We start from the raw sequence: 18,547 nt of genomic DNA on the forward strand, positions 1-18,547 counted from the left end.
CTGTTTAAAAACGCACAGCGGCTGCGCAAAAACTAACATTCTTTTGACGAAAGCTAACAACTAGAGTGTCCGACAACAAAAACAATAAGTGAGGTCAGGGAATGCAGACTTCCCTCGATGAATTCGACTACATCGTGGTCGGCGCCGGCCCCGCCGGGTGCTTGCTGGCCAATCGGCTGTCGGCTGATCCGCAGCAGCGCGTGTTGCTGCTCGAAGCCGGCGGACGCGACAACTATGCGTGGATTCACATTCCTGTGGGTTACCTGTTCTGCATCGGTAATCCGCGCACCGACTGGTGCTTCAAAACCGAACAACAAGCCGGCCTCAATGGCCGCGCGCTGAGCTATCCGCGCGGCAAAGTGCTGGGCGGCTGCTCGTCGATCAACGGCATGATTTACATGCGCGGCCAGGCCAACGACTACGACGGCTGGGCGGCCGAGGGCAATCCGGGCTGGGCCTGGAACGACGTGCTGCCGCTGTTCAAACAGAGCGAAAACCACTTTGCCGGCGCCGCTGATTTTCACGGCGCCAGAGGCGAATGGCGGGTCGAACAACAGCGCTTGTCGTGGCCGATTCTGGATGCGTTTCGCAGTGCCGCCGAACAGAGCGGCATTGCCAGCATCGATGACTTCAATCAGGGCGACAACGAGGGTTGCGGCTACTTTCAGGTCAATCAGAAATCCGGCGTGCGCTGGAACGCGGCGAAGGCTTTTCTGAAACCGGTATGCGACCGGGCGAACCTGACGGTGCTGACCGGGGTTGAGGTGGATCGTGTCCTGCTGGAGAACGGTCGCGCCTCAAAAGTCAGTGCGCGGCATGAAGGTCAGGTCAAACAGTTCAAGGCGCGTAAAGAGATCGTCTTGTGCGCCGGTTCGGTCGGTTCGCCGAGCATTTTGCAGCGCTCCGGGATTGGCCCGCGACCGCTGCTGGAACGCCTGGGTATCGGCGTGATTCATGAGTTGCCGGGCGTCGGCGGCAATCTGCAGGATCACCTGCAATTACGGCTGATCTACAAACTGGAAAACGCGCGCACCCTGAATCAGATCGCCGGCAGTGTGTGGGGCAAGATGGGCATGGGTCTGCGTTATCTGTATGACCGCAGCGGGCCATTGTCGATGGCGCCGAGTCAGTTGGGCGCGTTTGCGCGTTCGGGGCCGGAGCAGACCTCGGCGAATCTGGAATATCACGTGCAGCCGCTGTCGCTGGAGCGCTTTGGCGAGCCGTTGCACAGCTTCCCTGCGTTCACCGCTTCTGTCTGCGATCTGCGTCCGCAGAGTCGTGGGCGCATCGACATTCGTTCGGCGGATCCGCAGGAAGCGCCGCTGATTCAACCCAACTACCTTAGTCATCCAGAGGATTTGCGTGTGGCGGCGGATGCGATTCGGCTGACCCGGCGCATCGTCAGCGCCCCTGCCTTGCAAGCGTTCAAACCGGTCGAGTATTTGCCCGGCGCCAGCCTGCAAAGCGAAGAAGAATTGCAGCAAGCGGCAGCGACAATCGGCACGACGATTTTCCATCCCGTCGGCACGTGTCGGATGGGCAATGACGGTGACGCGGTGGTGGATGCGCAACTACGCGTCCACGGCGTGCCCGGTTTGCGCATCGCCGACGCCTCGATCATGCCGCGCATCACCTCGGGCAACACCTGTTCGCCTACGCTGATGATTGCCGAGAAAGCGGCACAACTCATTCTCAACCCCCACATCAGGAGCAGCACCGCAAAACCGGAACTGGCCCAAACCCTGTAGGAGCTGCCGAAGGCTGCGATCTTTTGACTTTGAATTTTTGAAATCAAAACCAAGATCAAAAGATCGCAGCCTGCGGCAGCTCCTACAGGGATATGCGTTTGATTCATGGACATCGAGCATCAGTGGAACAACAAAAACAATCACTGTGAGGGATACCGATATGTCAGAACACGCTCAGCCGCTGGCCGCTGCGAGCAGCGCCACAACCAGCAATGACACACAAAAAGTCATCTTCGCTTCATCACTGGGGACGGTGTTCGAGTGGTATGACTTCTTCCTCTACGGCGCCCTCGCGGCGGTGATCAGCAAGCAGTTTTTCGCCGGGGTCAACGACACCACGGCGTTCATCTTTGCGCTAATGGCGTTCGCCGCAGGCTTTATCGTGCGGCCGTTCGGGGCGCTGGTGTTCGGTCGGTTGGGGGACATGATCGGGCGTAAATACACCTTCCTCGCGACGATCATTTTGATGGGCGTGGCGACGTTCTGCGTCGGCCTGCTGCCGACCTACGCCAGCATCGGCATCGCCGCGCCGATCATTCTGGTGGTGCTGCGCATGCTTCAGGGCCTGGCGCTTGGCGGTGAATACGGCGGCGCGGCGACCTACGTGGCGGAACACGCGCCGATCGGCAAACGCGGTTTCCACACCAGCTGGATTCAGTCCACGGCGACCCTCGGCCTGTTGCTGTCGTTGCTCGTCGTGCTCGGTTGCCGCTACTTCACCGGCGATCAGTTTGAAGTGTGGGGCTGGCGCATTCCGTTCCTGTTGTCGATCGTGCTGCTGGGCATTTCCACCTGGATTCGCCTGAGCCTGCACGAGTCGCCGGCCTATCTGAAAATGAAAGAAGAAGGCAAAACCTCCAAGGCGCCGATCCGCGAATCCTTTGGTAAATGGGAAAACCTCAAAGTCGTATTGATCGCGCTGTTCAGCATCAACGCCGGGCAAGCGGTGACCTTCTACGCGGCGCAGTTCTACGTGCTGTTCTTCCTCACCCAGTTCCTGAAAATGGATCCGGCGGTGGCCAACACCTTGCTGATTATCAGCGTGGTGATCGGTGCGCCGTTCTTCATCATTTTCGGCTGGCTGTCGGACAAGGTCGGACGCAAACCGGTGCTGATGCTCGGCCTTCTGCTGGCGACGGCGCTGTACTTCCCGATCTTCAAATCGCTGGCGCACTACGCCAACCCGGCCATCGATCAGGCCAGCCGTCAGGCGCCGATCACGGTGATGGCGGATCCGGCGACCTGCACTTTCCAGTTCGATCCGGTCGGCAAGGCGAAATTCGACAGCCCTTGCGACAAGGCGAAAACCTTCCTGGTCAAGCAAGGCCTGCCCTACTCCAGCGTCGCTGCGCCGGCTGGCAGTGCGATACAAATCAGCGTCGGTGACGTGAAGCTCGACGGCTACGATGAAGCCGCTTTGCGCGGCGCGATCACCCTCGCCGGCTACCCGCAACAGGCTGATGCGCAGCAGATCAACAAGCCGATGATTGTCGCGCTGATCGTGGCGCTGATCATTATTTCGGCCATGTGCTACGGGCCGCTGGCGGCGCTGATGGTTGAACTGTTCCCGACGCGGATTCGCTACACCTCGATGTCGCTGCCGTACCACATTGGCAATGGCTGGTTCGGCGGGTTTCTGCCAACGGTGTCGTTTGCGTTGGTGGTGTACACCGGGGATATTTTTTATGGGCTGTGGTACCCGGTGTTGATTACCGGCGTGAGTCTGGTGGTGGGGATGATCTTTTTGCGTGAGACCAAAAATATCGACCTCGATAAAAACTAACTCCACCCATTATTTCCCAGTAGAAAGAAAACCTGTGGCGAGGGGATTTATCCCCGCTGGGTTGCGAAGCAGCCCCAAAAACCTGCAAACAAGGTGTACCTGACACACCGAGTTGAAGGCATTGGGGCTGCTTCGCAACCCATCGGGGATGAATCCCCTCACCACAGGGGCTCAGCTCGGCCATCGCGTTTCGCGCCCACCCGCCAAATCTCGTCTACGATAACCCTCACCCTTTTTAATCCCTGCGGCGCAGGACTGCGTTGGTGACGTGGGGTCGAATCGAGCACTCCATCATGCCCGCCTCCCGCTTCGCCCTCGCGCAAACCACCATCACCCTCGACGCCCGTCCTGATCGCCTCGACCTGCGCGACCGGATCTTCACCGCGCGCGTTCAATCGCTGCCCGCCTCGTTCCCGGCAGACGCTGAAGTCAGCAGCCCACTGGCCGATTATCTCGGCCGCGAAATGGTGCTGTACCAAGGCAAGGAAGGCGCCTGCACCGGGTTCGGCCTGTCCGCCGTGATCAACTATTTGCTGTGGCGCCGCGATCGCGATTCGGTGAAAACCAGCCCGCGCCAGCTCTACCATTTGGCCAAGCTCTACGACGAATGGCCTGGCGAGGATTACGCCGGTTCCAGTTGCCGTGGCGCGCTCAAGGGCTGGCACAAGCACGGCGTCTGCGAGAAAAGTCTGTGGCCCTACACCGTCGCCGCCGACGGTTCGGTGCCAGACTTCGAAGCCCCCGCGCCGAACTGGGCGGAAGACGCCGTCACTCGCCCGCTCGGGGTTTATTACCGTGTGGAAAAAGACGACATCACGTCGATGATGGCGGCGCTCTACGAAACCGGCGCGCTGTACGTGTCGGCCAATGTGCATTCCGGTTGGGCACTCAAACCCAAGGCCAACACCAAAGCCTTCCAGAGCACCGCGCAATTGCCGGTGATCAAATGGAACGCCAAGCCTCAGGGCGGCCACGCCTTCGCGTTGATCGGCTACACCCACGATGGATTTATCGTGCAGAACTCTTGGTCGACCGATTGGGGTTACTCGGGGTTTGCGATTCTCACCTACGAGGACTGGCTGGCCAACGGCACCGATGCCTGGGCCGTGGGCCTTGGCGTGCCGATCAGACACGGCGCGATTTCGCGCAATTCGCGGCTCGATAAAGCGCAGGGAGAATCGGTGTTCCGCGATGCCTTGCCGACCTCCAGCGCCAAGCGTGAAGGCGTCTCGCTGTTCTCCGCTGAAGCACCGACAGCCGCCCGTAAAGGCCCGGCCGCGCTGACCAACGATCAGGCTTACGGGCTGACCATCGTCATGGAAAACAACGGCAGCATCGGCCCACGTTTGACCGATGTGGAAAACGTGCGCGCCGCCGTCGCGCGCATCGTCCGCGAATCGCCCAAGGCTTGGTTCGACAAACTCCCCGCCGGGCAAAAACCGAAAATTCTGCGCATCGCAATCTACGCTCACGGCGGGCTCAACTCGGAGCAGGATTCGATCAAACGCATTTGCGCGATGGCGCCGTACTTCCTCGAAAACGGCGTCTATCCGCTATTCATCACTTGGCGCACCGGGGTGCTGGAGACGCTGACCGACATCGTCAAAGATGCCCTGCCCGGCCTGTTTCCAGATTCAGGTGGCTTGGGCGACGTGCTCAAAGTGATCAAGGACAAAGCCACCGAAGGTCTGGATCGCACTGTGGAAATGGCCACTAAAAAACTCGGTGGCGATCAGTGGAGCCAGATGAAGCAGAACGCCGAGGCCGCGTCGGTGGCCGGATTCACCCCGCGCGGGCTGATTGAAACGGCCGACAATCTGAAAAAACTCACGGCGGATGTCGGCGCCGACAAGATCGAATTGCACCTGATCGGCCACTCCGCCGGCTCGCTGATTAATGGCCACCTGATCCAGTTGCTCTGGGCGAGAGGCCTGCCGATTGCCACCTCAACACTGCTCGCGCCGGCCTGCACGCTCGACTTCGCCAACTCGACCTTCCGCAAAGTCATCGAGGGCGGCGGCCTCAAGCGCAAGGACTTCCACCTGCACATGATGTCGGACAACCGCGAGCAGGATGACAACGTCATCGGTATCTATCACAAGTCGCTGCTCTATCTGGTGTCGCGCTCCTATGAAGAATTGCAGCGCATGCCGTTGCTCGGCATGGCCAAGAGTCTCGACGGCGCGTATCAGGACTTCAGCAAACCTGATTTGTGCGAGTGGAACATCGCCGCGCAGGACATGACCGTGCAATGGAACTACTTCTACTGGGGCAACAAAATCCCCACAGGTTTTGCCCTGACCGGCAACGGCCTGAGTGCAGAGTCGGCGAAAACCCTGCACCTCTACAACGACGTGAAAATGACCTATGGGCCGGGCACTAAAGCAGACACCTCGCACGGTGGTTTTGATAATGACTTGAACGCGATGACCACCACGCTGAAGACGATTCTGCGGCTCGGCCTCGATGCGAAACTGGATCAGCCGTTTATTGACCTGAACTACTAAGGGTCGGCCTTGATCACTTCGAACTTCACTTGATCGGGGTAGAACGCCACGTAATCGCGGATCGGCGCGACCGAGACTTTGGGGTTTTCGTACGTCCACACGGCATTGGCGCCTTCGTGTCCGGGGATTTGCAGACTGAAATAACTTGCGTCGCCCTTGTACGGGCAATAACTGGTGTGGTCAGTGCGGGCGAAATATTTTTCGTCGATGTCTTCGCGGGGGACATAATAGACCGGCGGGTAATTGGCTTCGTTGAGGATCAGCACGTGTGAGGAAGCGGCGACCTGGATGCCGTGGAATTTCACCAGCAGGCAACCGACGAGTTGTTCGAGGTTGATGACAGGGCTGGGGCCGGAGGTTTTCATGGGGGTTTCTCCTGAGGACTGCGAAGAGACCGGTTCAGGTATAGCCCAAGTGATGTGGTTGCGGGTGGTGGACAGCCGAACGGCAAGAGCCCCTCACCCCAGCCCTCTCCCAGGGGTAGAGGGAGCAGACCGAGGTGTCTGGCGTCATGCGCCGACCTGGATGTGCTGTGTCGATTATGGATTCCCTACCAATCTTTCAAGTCGGCGTACTTCCCCGATATCCCTCGATCAGTCCCCTCTCCCTCTGGGAGAGGGCTAGGGTGAGGGCCAACAGACCCCGCAACACTTTTTATCTGTATATCCATACAGATAAAAGTTGCCCCCAGCGCAACAAAAGCCATCCTGTGCACCTCCAGAACAACGATCAACGATGGTGGTTATGCGGCTGTACCTCTGTGAAAAACCTTCCCAGGCCAAAGACATTGCGGCCGTACTCGGTGCCAAGCGCCGGGGCGACGGCTGCTGGCTGGGGACGGATGTCACAGTGACCTGGTGCATCGGCCATCTGCTGGAAACCGCGCCGCCGGATGCCTACGACGCGCGCTATAAACGCTGGGTGCTGGCCGATCTGCCGATCATTCCGGAAAAATGGAAGATGACCGTCAAGCCGCGCACCGCGAGCCAGTACAAAGCGGTGAAGCGTCTGCTCGGCGAGGCCAGCGAGCTGATCATCGCCACCGATGCCGACCGTGAGGGCGAAATGATCGCCCGCGAACTGGTCGAGCACTGCCGCTATCGCGGGCCGATCCGGCGCTTGTGGCTGTCGGCGCTGGACGAAGCATCGATCCGCAAGGCGCTCGCAGCGTTGAAACCGGGTGCCGAAACCTTCAGCCTGTACCACTCGGCGCTAGGCCGTTCGCGAGCAGACTGGCTGATCGGCATGAACATGAGTCGACTGTTCACGCTGCTTGGTCGGCAGTCGGGTTATCAAGGCGTGCTGCCAGTGGGTCGCGTGCAGACACCGACCCTGCGTCTGGTGGTGGATCGCGACCGCAGCATCGCCGATTTTGTGCCGGTGCCGTTCTGGGCGATCGACGTGGATCTGCTGCACAACGGCACGCCGTTCACCGCGCAGTGGCGGGCGCCGTCGGATGCTTGTGATGATCAGGATCGTTGCCTCAATCAAGCGTTGGCTCAGCAAGCGGCGGCGGCCATCGGCAATGCGGCGAGTGCCCGAGTGGTCAAACTGCACACCGAACGTATGCGCGAAGTGGCACCCCTGCCCTTCGATCTCGGCACGTTACAAGAAGTCTGCTCGAAGAAACTCGGCCTCGGCGCGCAGGAAACCCTCGACATCGCCCAGGCACTCTACGAAACCTACAAAGTCGTCACCTACCCGCGCAGTGATTGCGGTTACCTGCCGCTGAGTCAGCACAGCGAGGCGCCGGGGATTCTTGCGGCGTTACGCCAGGCCGACCCGAGCCTTGAAGCGTTGAACGGCTTTCTCGAGCCTCAGCGCAAGTCGCGGGCGTGGAACGACGCCAAGGTCAGCGCTCACCACGGCATCATTCCCACAGCAGCAGCGAAGAACCTTGAGCGCCTGACCGGCAAACATCGCGCGGTCTACACGCTGATTCGCGCGCGCTATCTGGCGCAGTTCCTGCCCAACCACGAATACGATCGCACTCAGGCCGACTTCGATTGCGCCGGTGAAGCGCTGCGCGCGGTGGGCAAGCAGATTATCGAGCCGGGCTGGAAGCGCGCATTGCCTGAGGCGCTCGCACCGGCCAAGGGACGCGAGGCGCCAGCACCGCAAACCCTGCCAGCGCTGAGCCAAGGTGTTGAGTGCGCGGTGGCCGACGTGAAGTTCAAAGATCTGTGGACGCAGCCGCCCAAGCCTTACACCGAAGGCGATCTGATCAAGGCGATGAAGAATGTCGCCAAACTGGTGGAAGATCCGCTGCTCAAGCAGAAACTCAAGGACACCACCGGGATTGGCACCGAGGCCACTCGCGCATCGATCATTCAAGGATTGCTCGATCGTGGTTATCTGGTGAAGAACGGCAAGGCGCTGGCCGCCACACCCGCCGCGTTCAGCCTGATCGACGCCGTGCCCCGCGCGATTGCCGACCCCGGCACCACGGCGATCTGGGAACAGGCGCTGGACATGGTGCAAAGCGGCGAGATGAGTCTGGAAGAATTCGTCACCAAACAAGCGGCGTGGATGAGCAAGCAAGTGACACGCTGCTCCGCGCTGAGCCTGACCATCAGCGGCCCACCGCCGACCGGCAAAGCGGCGACACCGTGGAAGAAAAAGCGCAAATCCACCCGCAGCCCAGCCAAGCGCACAGCCAAATAATTCTGATTTGTTGCAACCTTGTGGCGAGGGGATTTATCCCCGCTGGAGTGCGCAGCAGTCCCCTGCTTTTTAAGAGTCAAAAGAGGGGTTGCTGCGCAACCCAGCGGGGATAGATCCCCTCGCCACAGAGTACAGAGTCCACACTGGGGGAATGCCATTGCGGAGCTGACGCCATGCCCATCATCACCCTGCACCCCGCCCAACGCGACGACCTCGACACCGTCAACAATCTCATGCAGTTCTACCTGCACGATCTCAGCGAATGGCTCCCACTAAAACTCGCCCACCACGGCTTCTTCCCCAACCAACTGGAAGAACGCTACTGGCGCCACCCCGCCACCCAACCCTTCCTGATCCACGTCGACGACGAACTCGCCGGTTTCATCATCGTCGACAACCAGACCCACCTCCCCAGCGCCGAGCACAACATCAGCTATTTCTTCCTCGCCCGACGCTGGCGTGGCCAAGGTGTCGCCCAGTTTGTCGTCTCCACCCTCTTGAGCCGGATCCCCGGGCAATGGCAAATTTTCCATATATACGCCAACCTGCCTGCGCAACGCTTCTGGGCCGGGCTCATCCCTCGATTGAGCGGCGGCGAATTCACCCGACGGCAGGGTGAAGTAGACGGTTACCCGTGCACCTTTTACGTCCTGCACACGCCTTTTTCCGTTGTTTGAACGGATCCTTTCTCATTCCAAAACAGCTTTGTCCGACAATATGTAGTGAGCAAAAATAATCACTACATAACTGTTGACGGCGTCGTTTTGCTTTTGCATGATGAAGACGTTCCCCGATCGGGAACATCGGTAACACGCTTGAGCAAACTCGTCTGACCGCCGAGTTGTTTTTTCCGGATACACGCTGCCCACAAGGCAGATTGAAGAAGCTGACCTGGCCTGAACGTCCAGTACAAGGACGAGAAGCGCTGGCGAAAATTCTCAAGACGCTTGTGGTCGACGCTGCACAGGTCGGCAAGGAGCCTCCCGGTTTTCGCTGCTTCTCCTCGTTGTGACGCTATTGCGTAGCAGTTATTCAACACGACTACATGCAACAGATGCACGACCCCGTATTTCAACGGGCGAGCGCTGACGTCCTGGTTTCGGTGCCAGGGATCAACTAACCGATGGGCTACTTGTATTAGCGAATCAACTTTGAAAGATAACCAGACTGGTCAAGGGGCAACATTATGAATCTGAACAATCAACCTACTATCGAAGAACTGGCTCGTATGTTCGCTGCGCAAAAAGACAGCCACGACAGCCACATTCTGTGGATCAGCAAATCGGGTCAGGTGCATATCGACTGCCTGGCGCCCCACGCTGGTGAAGAAGAGTTCGACCAGAACAACCAGAACCTGCTGGCCCGCCTGAAGATGTACCGCCGCGGCCACGGCTATGTCGGCAAGAAAGCCGCGGCCGATCGGGACTTCATCGGTAATGTTCTGCAAACGCTGAAACAGGCGTGGGACTCGATGCAGAACAAGAACGAAGTTCGGGTGATTGATCGGTTCTGCTGATTCACTACTTTAATAATTGAAAGGGCCTGCTTCCTTATAAAGAAGCGGGCCCTTTTTTGTTCGCTTTATTGATATGGCTTGACTGGAATTGTAGCCCCTCACCCCAGCCCTCTCCCGAGGGAGAGGGAGCCGATTTGTGGTGTTTTCAAAATATGAGTTCGGCACAGCATTTTCAGGTCGGCGTAACTTGCACAAACACCTCGGTCAGTCCCCTCTCCCTCCGGGAAAGGGTTAGGGTGAGGGCATTCCCCTGCCCAACACCATTCCAACAAACGCCACCGCCGCCGCACTGTGATAATTATTCCGTCGCCGCAACAACGCCGAGTGAACACTTGTGGCGAGGGGATTTATCCCCGTTGGACTGCGCAGCAGGCCCGATTTTTGGGGCCGCTACGCGACCCAACGGGGATAAATCCCCTCGCCACAGGTTATATCGCACTGTTTAGCGTTTTACGCTCAGGTCGATCTGGCTCATGCGGCTGCGCACCGTGAACACGCCATCCCCCGAAAGAATCGCGCTGCGTGCGAACAAGCGCCCGCTCTCCCAGTTCGAAAGCCCCAGTTCCGGCTTGTTCAGCGCGTACTGCCCATCGACCCAACGGGTGATGCCATTGCCCACAAACGGCGCATTCACCGCGTTGTAAAAACGCTCTTGAACCGCCGCATCTTCACTGATCAACGACACCGTGAACTGCGGGCTATAGCGGTTGAACAGCGCAATCGCCTGATCCAGATCGTCAACGATCATCAAGCTGACTTCCGGGGTTTCTTCCCACTCCCACTCGCGGCCCAATGCCGATTCCGCCAGCGGTTCAGCCAAGGCTTCAGTCTGATAACCCTCGGCGCGATACACCTCGACCGTCGCGTTCTGCCATTCACTCGGCAGGTAACTTTCACTGCCCTCGACGATGTGCAATTTGCAGCCCTGACCGCGTGCGGTGCCGGCCTGCTGCAGCGCATCAAGAAACAACGGCACCAGTTCTGCCGCACGCTCACGCTGGATCAGGCAGACGTTCAGCGTGTTGCACACTTTGCGATCCAGCGAATTCCGCACCACCGCGGCGAAGCGTTTGGCGTCTGCGTCACGATCGGCAATCAGCCACGCCCCACCCGTACCGTGCAGGCTGACGGCGGTGCCGGCCTGCTGGGCGATGCTGCCCAATTGACTCACCGCACGACCCGAACCGCGCGCCACGGCCAGCGACAAACGCCGGTCGGCAAACATCGCCCAACCGGCGGCGTGGTTGACGCTTTCCACCAACGACACCGCACCGGCCGGCAAACCTGCCTCGGCCAGCGCTGGATTCAAGGCGTGGGTGACGATGGCTTGCGCGGTGCCCAAGGCATCGCTGCCAATACGCAGCACGGCGGTGTTGCCGGTGCGCAATACACCGGCTGCGTCGGCGAACACGTTCGGCCGTCCTTCAAAGACAAACGCGACGATGCCCAGCGGTGAGACCACTTGCTCAACTTTCCAGCCATCGTGCTCGACGCTGCTGATGACTTTGCCGCGCGTCGCGGCGGCATCACGCCAGGCGCGCAGGCCGGCGATCATGTCGCGGCGCATGCGCTCATCGGCGAGCAATCGGGTGGTGGAACGGCCGCGCGCCTTGGCACGTTCGATGTCGGCCAGGTTCGCCGCTTCGATCTGCGCCCAGCTCTCTGCGGTTTCCAGACGCTGTGCGAACAGGTCGAAAAACTGGCTGATGGCTTCATCAGAGACCGCCGACAACGCGATGAAAGCCGAGGCCGCGCGTTCGATCGCCACCGAGGCCGCTTGTTGATCGACCACGGGAATCAGCAGCAACTCGCCACTCACCTGCTCGACCAGCAGGTGGTCTCCGGGCTGAAACCGCGCGGCCAGTTCGGGGCTGACCACGGTGACGCGGTTGCCAGCGAAAGGGATCGGGGTGCCAGCGACGAGACGTTCGAGTGCAAGAGACATGAAGCGGATTCACCATGCAGGGAGCGGCCGGAAAATGTATAGGAACACCCTCCCAACAGGCAACACAAAACCCTTGTAGGAGCAGAGCTTGCTCGCGAAGACGGCGTGTCAGGCAACGGGTTTGTTGAATGTCAGGACGCTTTCGCGAGCAAGCTTTGCTCCTACAGATTGAGGTGTTTGGGTTAGAACACTGACCAGCCAATTCTGGCGCTAAGCATCTCCAGCGCCGCCATCCCTGCCAGTGAGTTACCCGCAGCATTCAGCTCCGGCGACCACACGCACACGGTGAACTGCCCCGGCACCACCGCGACAATCCCGCCACCGACGCCGCTCTTGCCCGGCAAACCCACGCGATAAGCAAAATTGCCCGCCTCGTCATACAGCCCACTGGTGGCCATGATCGAGTTGACCTGCTGAGTCTGTCGCCGCGCGAGAATCTGCTCGCCGCTGTGTTTGCAAAAACCGTCGTTGGCCAAAAAGCAAAACGCCCGCGCCAGATCGATGCAATTCATCCGCAGTGCGCAATGGCTGAAGTAACTGCGCAGCACTGCCTCGACGTCGTTGTGAAAGTTGCCGAACGATTGCATCAGATACGCCATCGCCGCATTGCGTGCGCGGTGCTGGTATTCGGAGTCGGCGACTTTGCTGTCGATCATGATCTGCGGATTGCCCGACAGGCGCCGCACGAAGTCGCGCATCGACAGGGTCGGCGCGGCGAAGCGTGATTGATTGATGTCGCAGATCACCAGCGCACCGGCATTGATGAACGGGTTGCGCGGGCGGCCGCGTTCGAATTCCAGTTGCACCAGCGAGTTGAATGGCTGGCCTGACGGCTCATGACCGAGACGTTCCCAGATCGCTTCGCCGGAATGTTCGATGGCCTGCACCAGGCTGAACACCTTGGAAATACTCTGCACTGAAAACGGCGTTTCGGCGTCGCCGGCGCAGTACATTTCGCCGTCGTTGCCGTACACGGCGATGCCCAATTGATTGGACGGCACAGTGCCGAGGGCGGGAATGTAGTCAGCCACCTTGCCTTGCCCGATCAGAGGACGGACAGCGTCAAGGATCTCGTTCAACAGCGCTTGCATGCCGGGTTCCGAAGTCTCGCCCCATGGGATTGCGGGGACACTGGGGCTAGACGCTGCGCAGGCAAATCAGATCACACCTCACTGACACCCTGATGAACAAAATGTGGGAGCGGGCTTGCTCGCGAAGGCGGTGTGTCAGCCACATCAGTGCAATGTGTGCCGACGCCTTCGCGAGCAAGCCCGCTCCCACAGGGGATTGGGGGATGGCTGGGGAGTCAGCGTGCGCGGTCGAGGCCTGCGAGCAAGGCGTTGTCGCGGCTGTAGATGTCCGGCGCGTAGCGCACGTGGCCGTCGCTGCCGACTTGCGCCGTCCAGTAAGTCATCAGGATCGGCACCGGCGCGGAGAGGCGAAATTCATGCGTGGTGCCAGTCGCCAACAGCGTTTCGGTACGGGCCTTTTCCGCCGGGCTCAGCAACAAATCGCGCAGCTGCATCGGGTGCTCGACCCGCACGCAACCGGAACTGAACGCACGCGGCCCCTTGTCGAACAGCGCCTTGCTCGGCGTGTCATGCAGATACACCGAAAACGGATTGGGAAAACGAATGACCATCTGCCCGAGCGGATTACGCGGCCCGGCGTCCTGACGCAAAAGGATGTTGCCGGGATTGTCCCAGTCGACATCCGCCGCGGCCAAAGGCTGGCCGTTGGCATCGAGCACTTGCAGATTCTGACGGCTGAGGAAAGTCTGATCCTTGCGGATCGCCGGCAGTTTGTCTTCTTTCCAGATGGTCGGCGGCACCGTCCAGGTCGGGTTGAGGGTCAGGCGCGTGACGCGGGATTTCAGCAGCGGTGTCTGCCGTTCGGCACGACCGACCTGGGTGCGGGTCTGCCACACCGGTTGGCCGCCCTGATACAAAGTCAGTTCAGCAGCGGCGACGTTGACCAGCAACCCATCCGGTTCCATGTCCTGCGCCATCCAGCGGAAACGTTCGAGGTTGACCCGCAGCTGTTCGCGGCGCGTCAGCGGGCTGATGTTGAGTTCGGCAATCGTCCCCGGCCCGACCACGCCGTCGGCCTGCAACGAATGGTTGGCCTGAAAACTCTTCACCGCTTCGACCAGCACGCCCTCGTAAGCGTTGCCGGGCGTGCTGCCGGCGTGGGTCAGATAGCCTTCGTTGTACAGACGCTGCGCCAGTTCCGGCACGCGTTTGTCTTCCATGTCCGGACGCAGCAACGGGCCATTACCGACCGATTGCCACTGCGGCAAAGCCTTGAGGCGTTGCGCGGCATAAAGGTGACGCAAGCTTTGATACTGCGCGAGGTGTGGACGCGCGCGATCGAAGGCGCCCGGAATGTCCTGCATGCCCGGCACGGCAATCGCCAACAATTCCGCCTGACGGTCACGCGGGGTGTCATCGGCATGCCACAGCGGCTCGAAGTGCGACTGCAACAGGCTGCCGTAATGCAGATCCTGCAGGGCTTGCAGGTAGTAGCGGCTGATGTCGATGTCGGCGCAGAGTTCACCGTCCTGCGGAGGAATGCTCGCTACTGGGTAGCGTTTTGGATTCAGGCCATCGTCGGCCAACAGCGGCAATTGCGCTTGTAAAGCCTGCAAACGTCCGGATTCGCTGGCCCACACTGGCATCCAGTCCTGCTGTTCATAGAACGCCTGCAACTGGGTCAATGCCGCCACGCTCAGACGCGCAGCAATCGCCGGACAGGCCTGCGGCAGACTGATCAAAACAGCCTGCAACGGACTCTGCGGTTCGACCGGCAACTCGGCCGGTGGCGTCGGCAGCGTCTGCAAGGGCGGCAGCGGCTCATCGGCACAAGCGACAAACGGCGCAGCGAGCAAACAAATGCTCAAGTAGCATGCGTACTTTTTGAACAACTGCTTTACTCCAATCCATGGCCGTCCAGATGACGGTCAACCTTACATCAGGTGTGCTGAACAGTCAGGCTCGATCTTCGGGCGTGGCGGTTATGACTGGGAGTCAGGAGCCAAAGTGCCAAATGAGTAGCAAGTGAGGACACTTTATAAATGTTGACGTTTTTGCGCCGACTTCTGCTGTCCACCGCGACCCTTGTCGCTGTGACCAGTCCAGTTTTTGCCGCTGGCAAACCATCGCCGGTTCTCTACAACAGCCTCGCCCACGCCGCGCCAGAACTCAATCCCCAGGCGCTGAAAGGTGCATTAAGCGCCATGCAATGTGCCGTCAACAATGGGGCGAAGCCGTCCCGCCATCTGGCCGTCATCGATTATTCGCAACCGTCCACAGAACGCCGCTTGTGGATTTTCGACCTGAGCAAACAGAAGTTGGTTCTACGCGATTTGGTGGCGCACGGTTCCAACTCCGGCGAAAACTTCGCCACGCAGTTTTCCAACCGTGAAGGCAGTTACCAATCCAGCCTCGGTCTGTTCCGCACCCAGGAAAGTTACAGCGGCGCCCACGGTTATTCGTTGCGCATGGACGGTCTGGAACCGGGCTTCAATGACATGGCCCGCGATCGCGCGATCGTCATTCACGCCGCCAGTTATGTGAATCCGTTGTGGAGCAAGAAACAGGGGCGCATTGGCCGCAGCCAGGGTTGCCCGGCGGTTCGGCCACAGATTGCCAAGCAAGTGATTGATCGATTGAAGGATGGCCAGTTCATGTTTTCCTGGTACCCGGATCAGCGCTGGTTGAAATCCTCGCCGTACCTCAACTGCCAGCCGCAGCAGGTGGCAAGCATCCTCAGCACCCACGCGAGCTAACCCCTCACCACAAAACCCCTGTAGGAGATGCCGAAGGCTGCGATCTCTTGATTTTGACTGTTAAAAACAAGATCAAAAGATCGCAGCCTGCGGCAGCTCCTACAGGGGTGTGTTTCATTACAACTTTGTCATTCAGCTGTCGGTTTGCCGTGCGGATCGCTCGGTAGCCTGATGTTGTCCCGGCGCTAACGCCGATCAACACCAACCACTGAGTGACTGACCATGAAAACCCTCCTGCTCGCCCTCACCACCCTCCTCGCCACCGGTTCCGTGTTTGCCGCGAACATGCCCGACACCGCCGTCATCCATGACAAATCCGCCTTCTACGTCCATCTGGATGTCGACAAAGTCCTCTCCAGCACCGATATTTCTCAGGCCTGCGGTGTGGTTCCGGCGCAACTCAACTACCTCGACCATCAGGGCCGCGAACATGTGCTGAACTATGACGTGCAGGGCAGCGGCTGCATCAATGACCATTGAGAGTGATCGATGAATATTCTGGTTGTCGAAGACGAACCCAAGGCCGGCAATTACCTGCTCAACGGTTTGCAGGAACTCGGCTACAGCGTAAGCCTGGCGCGCAACGGCGCCGACGGTTTGCACCTGGCGCTGGAGCACAGCTTCGACGTGATCGTGCTCGATGTGATGATGCCGAAAATGGATGGTTGGGAAGTCCTGCGCCGACTACGCAAGGAAGCCGACACGCCGGTGCTGTTCCTGACTGCCCGCGACGACATCGCCGACCGCGTCAAAGGCCTCGAACTGGGCGCGGACGATTACCTGATCAAACCGTTTTCCTTCGCCGAACTGGTGGCGCGTCTGCGCACCCTGACCCGGCGCGGGCCGATTCATGAAGATGAACAACTGCAAGTCGCCGACCTGCAAATCGACGTGCTCAAACGCCGCGTAAGCCGCGGCGGAGTGCGCATCACCCTGACCAATAAAGAGTTCGCCCTGCTGCAACTGTTCGCCACGCACACCGGGCAAGTGCTCGCGCGATCGCTGATCGCGTCGCGGGTGTGGGACATGAATTTCGACAGCGACACCAACGTGGTCGACGTCGCCGTACGCCGCTTACGGGCGAAAATCGATGACCCGTTCCAGCTCAAGCTGATCCACAGCGTGCGCGGCATCGGCTACCGTTTCGACACGCAGCCATGAGCGCGAAACGGGCTTATTCCCTGACCCTGCGCCTGGCGCTGGTGTTCGCCCTGCTCGCCTTCGCGTCGCTGGCCGGGCTCGGCGCGGCGCTGTACAGCGAGCTGGAAGAACAGCTGATTCGCCGCGACGACATTTCGCTGGTCAGCCGCGTCGACCAGTTGCGCACCTTCCTTAACGACAGCAACACCCTCGAGCTGATCAAGAACAAACCGGCGCTGTTCCAGAACATGCTCGGCAACCGCGAGGCACTGCTGACCATCGGCGCGCCGGGTGAACCGCCATTGCTGGTGGTCAATCCGGGCAACTTGACCACGCCGACATTGCCAGCGGTGCCGATCAATCACACGATGACGCTGAACGATGTACAGCATCTGCCGAACGTCGACGGCGTACCGTTTTCGGCAGTGGCGGCGGCGATCGACTCTGGTGAACTGGGTAATCTGCAAGTCACAACCGGACGGCTGATGAGCGAACGCACGGCGATGCTCGCCAATTATCGTTTGAGCGTTTATGGCCTGGCGACGTTGGCGGCGCTGCTGCTCGCGGTGATCGGCTGTTTGCTGGTGTATCGCGGTTTGCTGCCGTTACGCCGAATGGCCAAACACGCCCATGGCATCGGTGTCGGCAATCTCGGCGAACGCCTAGACAGCCTGGGCGCGCCACGGGAATTGCTGCCGATGATCGATGCGTTCAACGCCATGCTCGATCGCCTCGCCAAAGGTTTTGCGCAGTTGAGTCAGGTGTCCACCGACATGGCTCACGAACTGCGTACGCCGATCAATAATCTGCTCGGCGAAACTCAAGTCGCCCTGCATCAGAACCGCAGCATCGAAGCCTATCAACAGTTGCTCGCCTCCAATGTCGAAGAGCTGGAACGGCTGACGCGGATGCTCGACAACATGCTGTTTCTTGCGCGCACTGATCCGGCGAGTGCGCTGAGCCATCGTCAGGAGCTGGATGCGGCGGACGAGATGCAGCGCATTGCTGATTATTTTGAAGGGTTGGCGGCGGATGTGGGCGTGTGCATTGAAGCGCGTGGCAGCGGTGTGATCTGGGCCGAGCCGATGTTGCTGCGGCGGGCGCTGGCGAACCTTTGCGCGAATGCGATCAAGTACGGTGCGGCGGATTCGACAGTGCAGGTTGAAGCGATCGCTGAGCCTGAGGGCAGTTATCTGCGGGTGCGCAACCACGGCGCGACCATTGCGCCTGAGCATCTGGCGCGGTTGTTTGAGCGCTTTTATCGCGTGGATCAGTCTCGCGAGCGTTCAGCGCAATCGAACGGTTTGGGCCTGTCGATTGTTGCGACGATCATGCAGTTGCATCAGGGCCGGTATAGCGCCAACAGTGCGGATGGCGTGACCTGCTTCGAACTGTTCTTCCCTGCCCGACAAACCAACACAAATCCCCTGTAGGAGTGAGCCTGCTCGCGATAGCGG

14 protein-coding genes are annotated in these 18,547 nt (G+C 59.8%); 10 read left to right on the forward strand and 4 right to left on the reverse strand.

The window, feature by feature from the left end; all coding sequences use genetic code 11:
* Positions 1 to 101 precede the first annotated feature (101 nt).
* The 3 genes from ACZZ0D_RS13310 to ACZZ0D_RS13320 all read left to right on the forward strand — a co-directional run bounded on the left by ACZZ0D_RS13310 (position 102) and on the right by ACZZ0D_RS13320 (position 6,038).
* Positions 102 to 1,748 carry a GMC family oxidoreductase gene (locus ACZZ0D_RS13310; RefSeq protein ID WP_463553493.1) on the forward strand — a complete coding sequence of 549 codons (1,647 nt, stop codon included), beginning with the start codon at positions 102 to 104 and terminating at the stop codon, positions 1,746 to 1,748.
* Between the two features lie 160 nt (positions 1,749 to 1,908).
* Positions 1,909 to 3,531 carry an MFS transporter gene (locus ACZZ0D_RS13315; protein ID WP_053121012.1) on the forward strand — a complete coding sequence of 541 codons (1,623 nt, stop codon included), beginning with the start codon at positions 1,909 to 1,911 and terminating at the stop codon, positions 3,529 to 3,531.
* Between the two features lie 293 nt (positions 3,532 to 3,824).
* Complete coding sequence (locus ACZZ0D_RS13320; protein WP_463553494.1) at positions 3,825 to 6,038, forward strand: C1 family peptidase; 2,214 nt, start codon at positions 3,825 to 3,827, stop codon at positions 6,036 to 6,038.
* Here ACZZ0D_RS13320 and ACZZ0D_RS13325 read toward each other — a convergent pair.
* Positions 6,035 to 6,403, reverse strand: coding sequence for a DUF427 domain-containing protein (locus ACZZ0D_RS13325; RefSeq protein ID WP_463553495.1), 369 nt, complete (start codon positions 6,401 to 6,403; stop codon positions 6,035 to 6,037). The genes ACZZ0D_RS13320 and ACZZ0D_RS13325 overlap by 4 nt on opposite strands.
* A 379-nt stretch (positions 6,404 to 6,782) precedes the next feature.
* On the opposite strand from ACZZ0D_RS13325, the gene ACZZ0D_RS13330 reads away from it, so the two are divergent.
* The 3 genes from ACZZ0D_RS13330 to ACZZ0D_RS13340 all read left to right on the forward strand — a co-directional run bounded on the left by ACZZ0D_RS13330 (position 6,783) and on the right by ACZZ0D_RS13340 (position 10,218).
* Positions 6,783 to 8,702: a DNA topoisomerase III gene (locus tag ACZZ0D_RS13330; protein ID WP_463553496.1), complete on the forward strand. Its 1,920-nt coding sequence runs from the start codon at positions 6,783 to 6,785 to the stop codon at positions 8,700 to 8,702.
* A gap of 173 nt (positions 8,703 to 8,875) precedes the next feature.
* Positions 8,876 to 9,379 (forward strand): GNAT family N-acetyltransferase, encoded by a 504-nt coding sequence (locus tag ACZZ0D_RS13335; protein ID WP_463553497.1) that lies wholly within the window; start codon positions 8,876 to 8,878, stop codon positions 9,377 to 9,379.
* 509 nt (positions 9,380 to 9,888) lie between these two features.
* Positions 9,889 to 10,218, forward strand: coding sequence for a hypothetical protein (locus ACZZ0D_RS13340; RefSeq protein WP_053121022.1), 330 nt, complete (start codon positions 9,889 to 9,891; stop codon positions 10,216 to 10,218).
* Positions 10,219 to 10,660: 442 nt separating this feature from the next.
* Here the strand turns inward: ACZZ0D_RS13340 and ACZZ0D_RS13345 are convergent, their stop codons facing one another.
* From ACZZ0D_RS13345 to ACZZ0D_RS13355, 3 genes are all read right to left on the reverse strand, one after another.
* Positions 10,661 to 12,163 (reverse strand): aldehyde dehydrogenase family protein, encoded by a 1,503-nt coding sequence (locus ACZZ0D_RS13345; protein ID WP_463553499.1) that lies wholly within the window; start codon positions 12,161 to 12,163, stop codon positions 10,661 to 10,663.
* Between the two features lie 182 nt (positions 12,164 to 12,345).
* Complete coding sequence (gene glsB, locus ACZZ0D_RS13350; RefSeq protein ID WP_426620407.1) at positions 12,346 to 13,254, reverse strand: glutaminase B; 909 nt, start codon at positions 13,252 to 13,254, stop codon at positions 12,346 to 12,348.
* A 215-nt stretch (positions 13,255 to 13,469) separates the two neighbouring features.
* Positions 13,470 to 15,086 (reverse strand): L,D-transpeptidase family protein, encoded by a 1,617-nt coding sequence (locus ACZZ0D_RS13355; protein WP_463553500.1) that lies wholly within the window; start codon positions 15,084 to 15,086, stop codon positions 13,470 to 13,472.
* Between the two features lie 150 nt (positions 15,087 to 15,236).
* On the opposite strand from ACZZ0D_RS13355, the gene ACZZ0D_RS13360 reads away from it, so the two are divergent.
* The 4 genes from ACZZ0D_RS13360 to ACZZ0D_RS13375 all read left to right on the forward strand — a co-directional run bounded on the left by ACZZ0D_RS13360 (position 15,237) and on the right by ACZZ0D_RS13375 (position 18,523).
* Positions 15,237 to 15,950 (forward strand): murein L,D-transpeptidase catalytic domain family protein, encoded by a 714-nt coding sequence (locus ACZZ0D_RS13360; protein ID WP_053121034.1) that lies wholly within the window; start codon positions 15,237 to 15,239, stop codon positions 15,948 to 15,950.
* 222 nt (positions 15,951 to 16,172) lie between these two features.
* Complete coding sequence (locus ACZZ0D_RS13365; protein WP_282359305.1) at positions 16,173 to 16,430, forward strand: DUF2790 domain-containing protein; 258 nt, start codon at positions 16,173 to 16,175, stop codon at positions 16,428 to 16,430.
* A 9-nt stretch (positions 16,431 to 16,439) separates the two neighbouring features.
* On the forward strand, positions 16,440 to 17,111 hold the full coding sequence (locus tag ACZZ0D_RS13370; protein WP_159812423.1) for a heavy metal response regulator transcription factor: 672 nt from the start codon (positions 16,440 to 16,442) through the stop codon (positions 17,109 to 17,111).
* Positions 17,108 to 18,523 (forward strand): heavy metal sensor histidine kinase, encoded by a 1,416-nt coding sequence (locus tag ACZZ0D_RS13375; protein WP_463553501.1) that lies wholly within the window; start codon positions 17,108 to 17,110, stop codon positions 18,521 to 18,523. The genes ACZZ0D_RS13370 and ACZZ0D_RS13375 overlap by 4 nt, the downstream gene beginning before the upstream one ends.
* Positions 18,524 to 18,547 lie beyond the last annotated feature (24 nt).

This window comes from Pseudomonas sp. AC193, from assembly GCF_979258075.1.

Excerpts from the sequence above, each read along its gene's own strand:
- ACZZ0D_RS13310 (WP_463553493.1), top strand. The coding sequence starts at position 102 with ATGCAGACTTCCCTCGATGAATTCGACTACATCGTGGTCGGCGCCGGC.
- ACZZ0D_RS13315 (WP_053121012.1), top strand. The coding sequence starts at position 1,909 with ATGTCAGAACACGCTCAGCCGCTGGCCGCTGCGAGCAGCGCCACAACC.
- ACZZ0D_RS13320 (WP_463553494.1), top strand. The coding sequence starts at position 3,825 with ATGCCCGCCTCCCGCTTCGCCCTCGCGCAAACCACCATCACCCTCGAC.
- ACZZ0D_RS13325 (WP_463553495.1), bottom strand. The coding sequence starts at position 6,403 with ATGAAAACCTCCGGCCCCAGCCCTGTCATCAACCTCGAACAACTCGTC.
- ACZZ0D_RS13330 (WP_463553496.1), top strand. The coding sequence starts at position 6,783 with ATGCGGCTGTACCTCTGTGAAAAACCTTCCCAGGCCAAAGACATTGCG.
- ACZZ0D_RS13335 (WP_463553497.1), top strand. The coding sequence starts at position 8,876 with ATGCCCATCATCACCCTGCACCCCGCCCAACGCGACGACCTCGACACC.
- ACZZ0D_RS13340 (WP_053121022.1), top strand. The coding sequence starts at position 9,889 with ATGAATCTGAACAATCAACCTACTATCGAAGAACTGGCTCGTATGTTC.
- ACZZ0D_RS13345 (WP_463553499.1), bottom strand. The coding sequence starts at position 12,163 with ATGTCTCTTGCACTCGAACGTCTCGTCGCTGGCACCCCGATCCCTTTC.
- glsB (WP_426620407.1), bottom strand. The coding sequence starts at position 13,254 with ATGCAAGCGCTGTTGAACGAGATCCTTGACGCTGTCCGTCCTCTGATC.
- ACZZ0D_RS13360 (WP_053121034.1), top strand. The coding sequence starts at position 15,237 with ATGTTGACGTTTTTGCGCCGACTTCTGCTGTCCACCGCGACCCTTGTC.
- ACZZ0D_RS13365 (WP_282359305.1), top strand. The coding sequence starts at position 16,173 with ATGAAAACCCTCCTGCTCGCCCTCACCACCCTCCTCGCCACCGGTTCC.
- ACZZ0D_RS13370 (WP_159812423.1), top strand. The coding sequence starts at position 16,440 with ATGAATATTCTGGTTGTCGAAGACGAACCCAAGGCCGGCAATTACCTG.
- ACZZ0D_RS13375 (WP_463553501.1), top strand. The coding sequence starts at position 17,108 with ATGAGCGCGAAACGGGCTTATTCCCTGACCCTGCGCCTGGCGCTGGTG.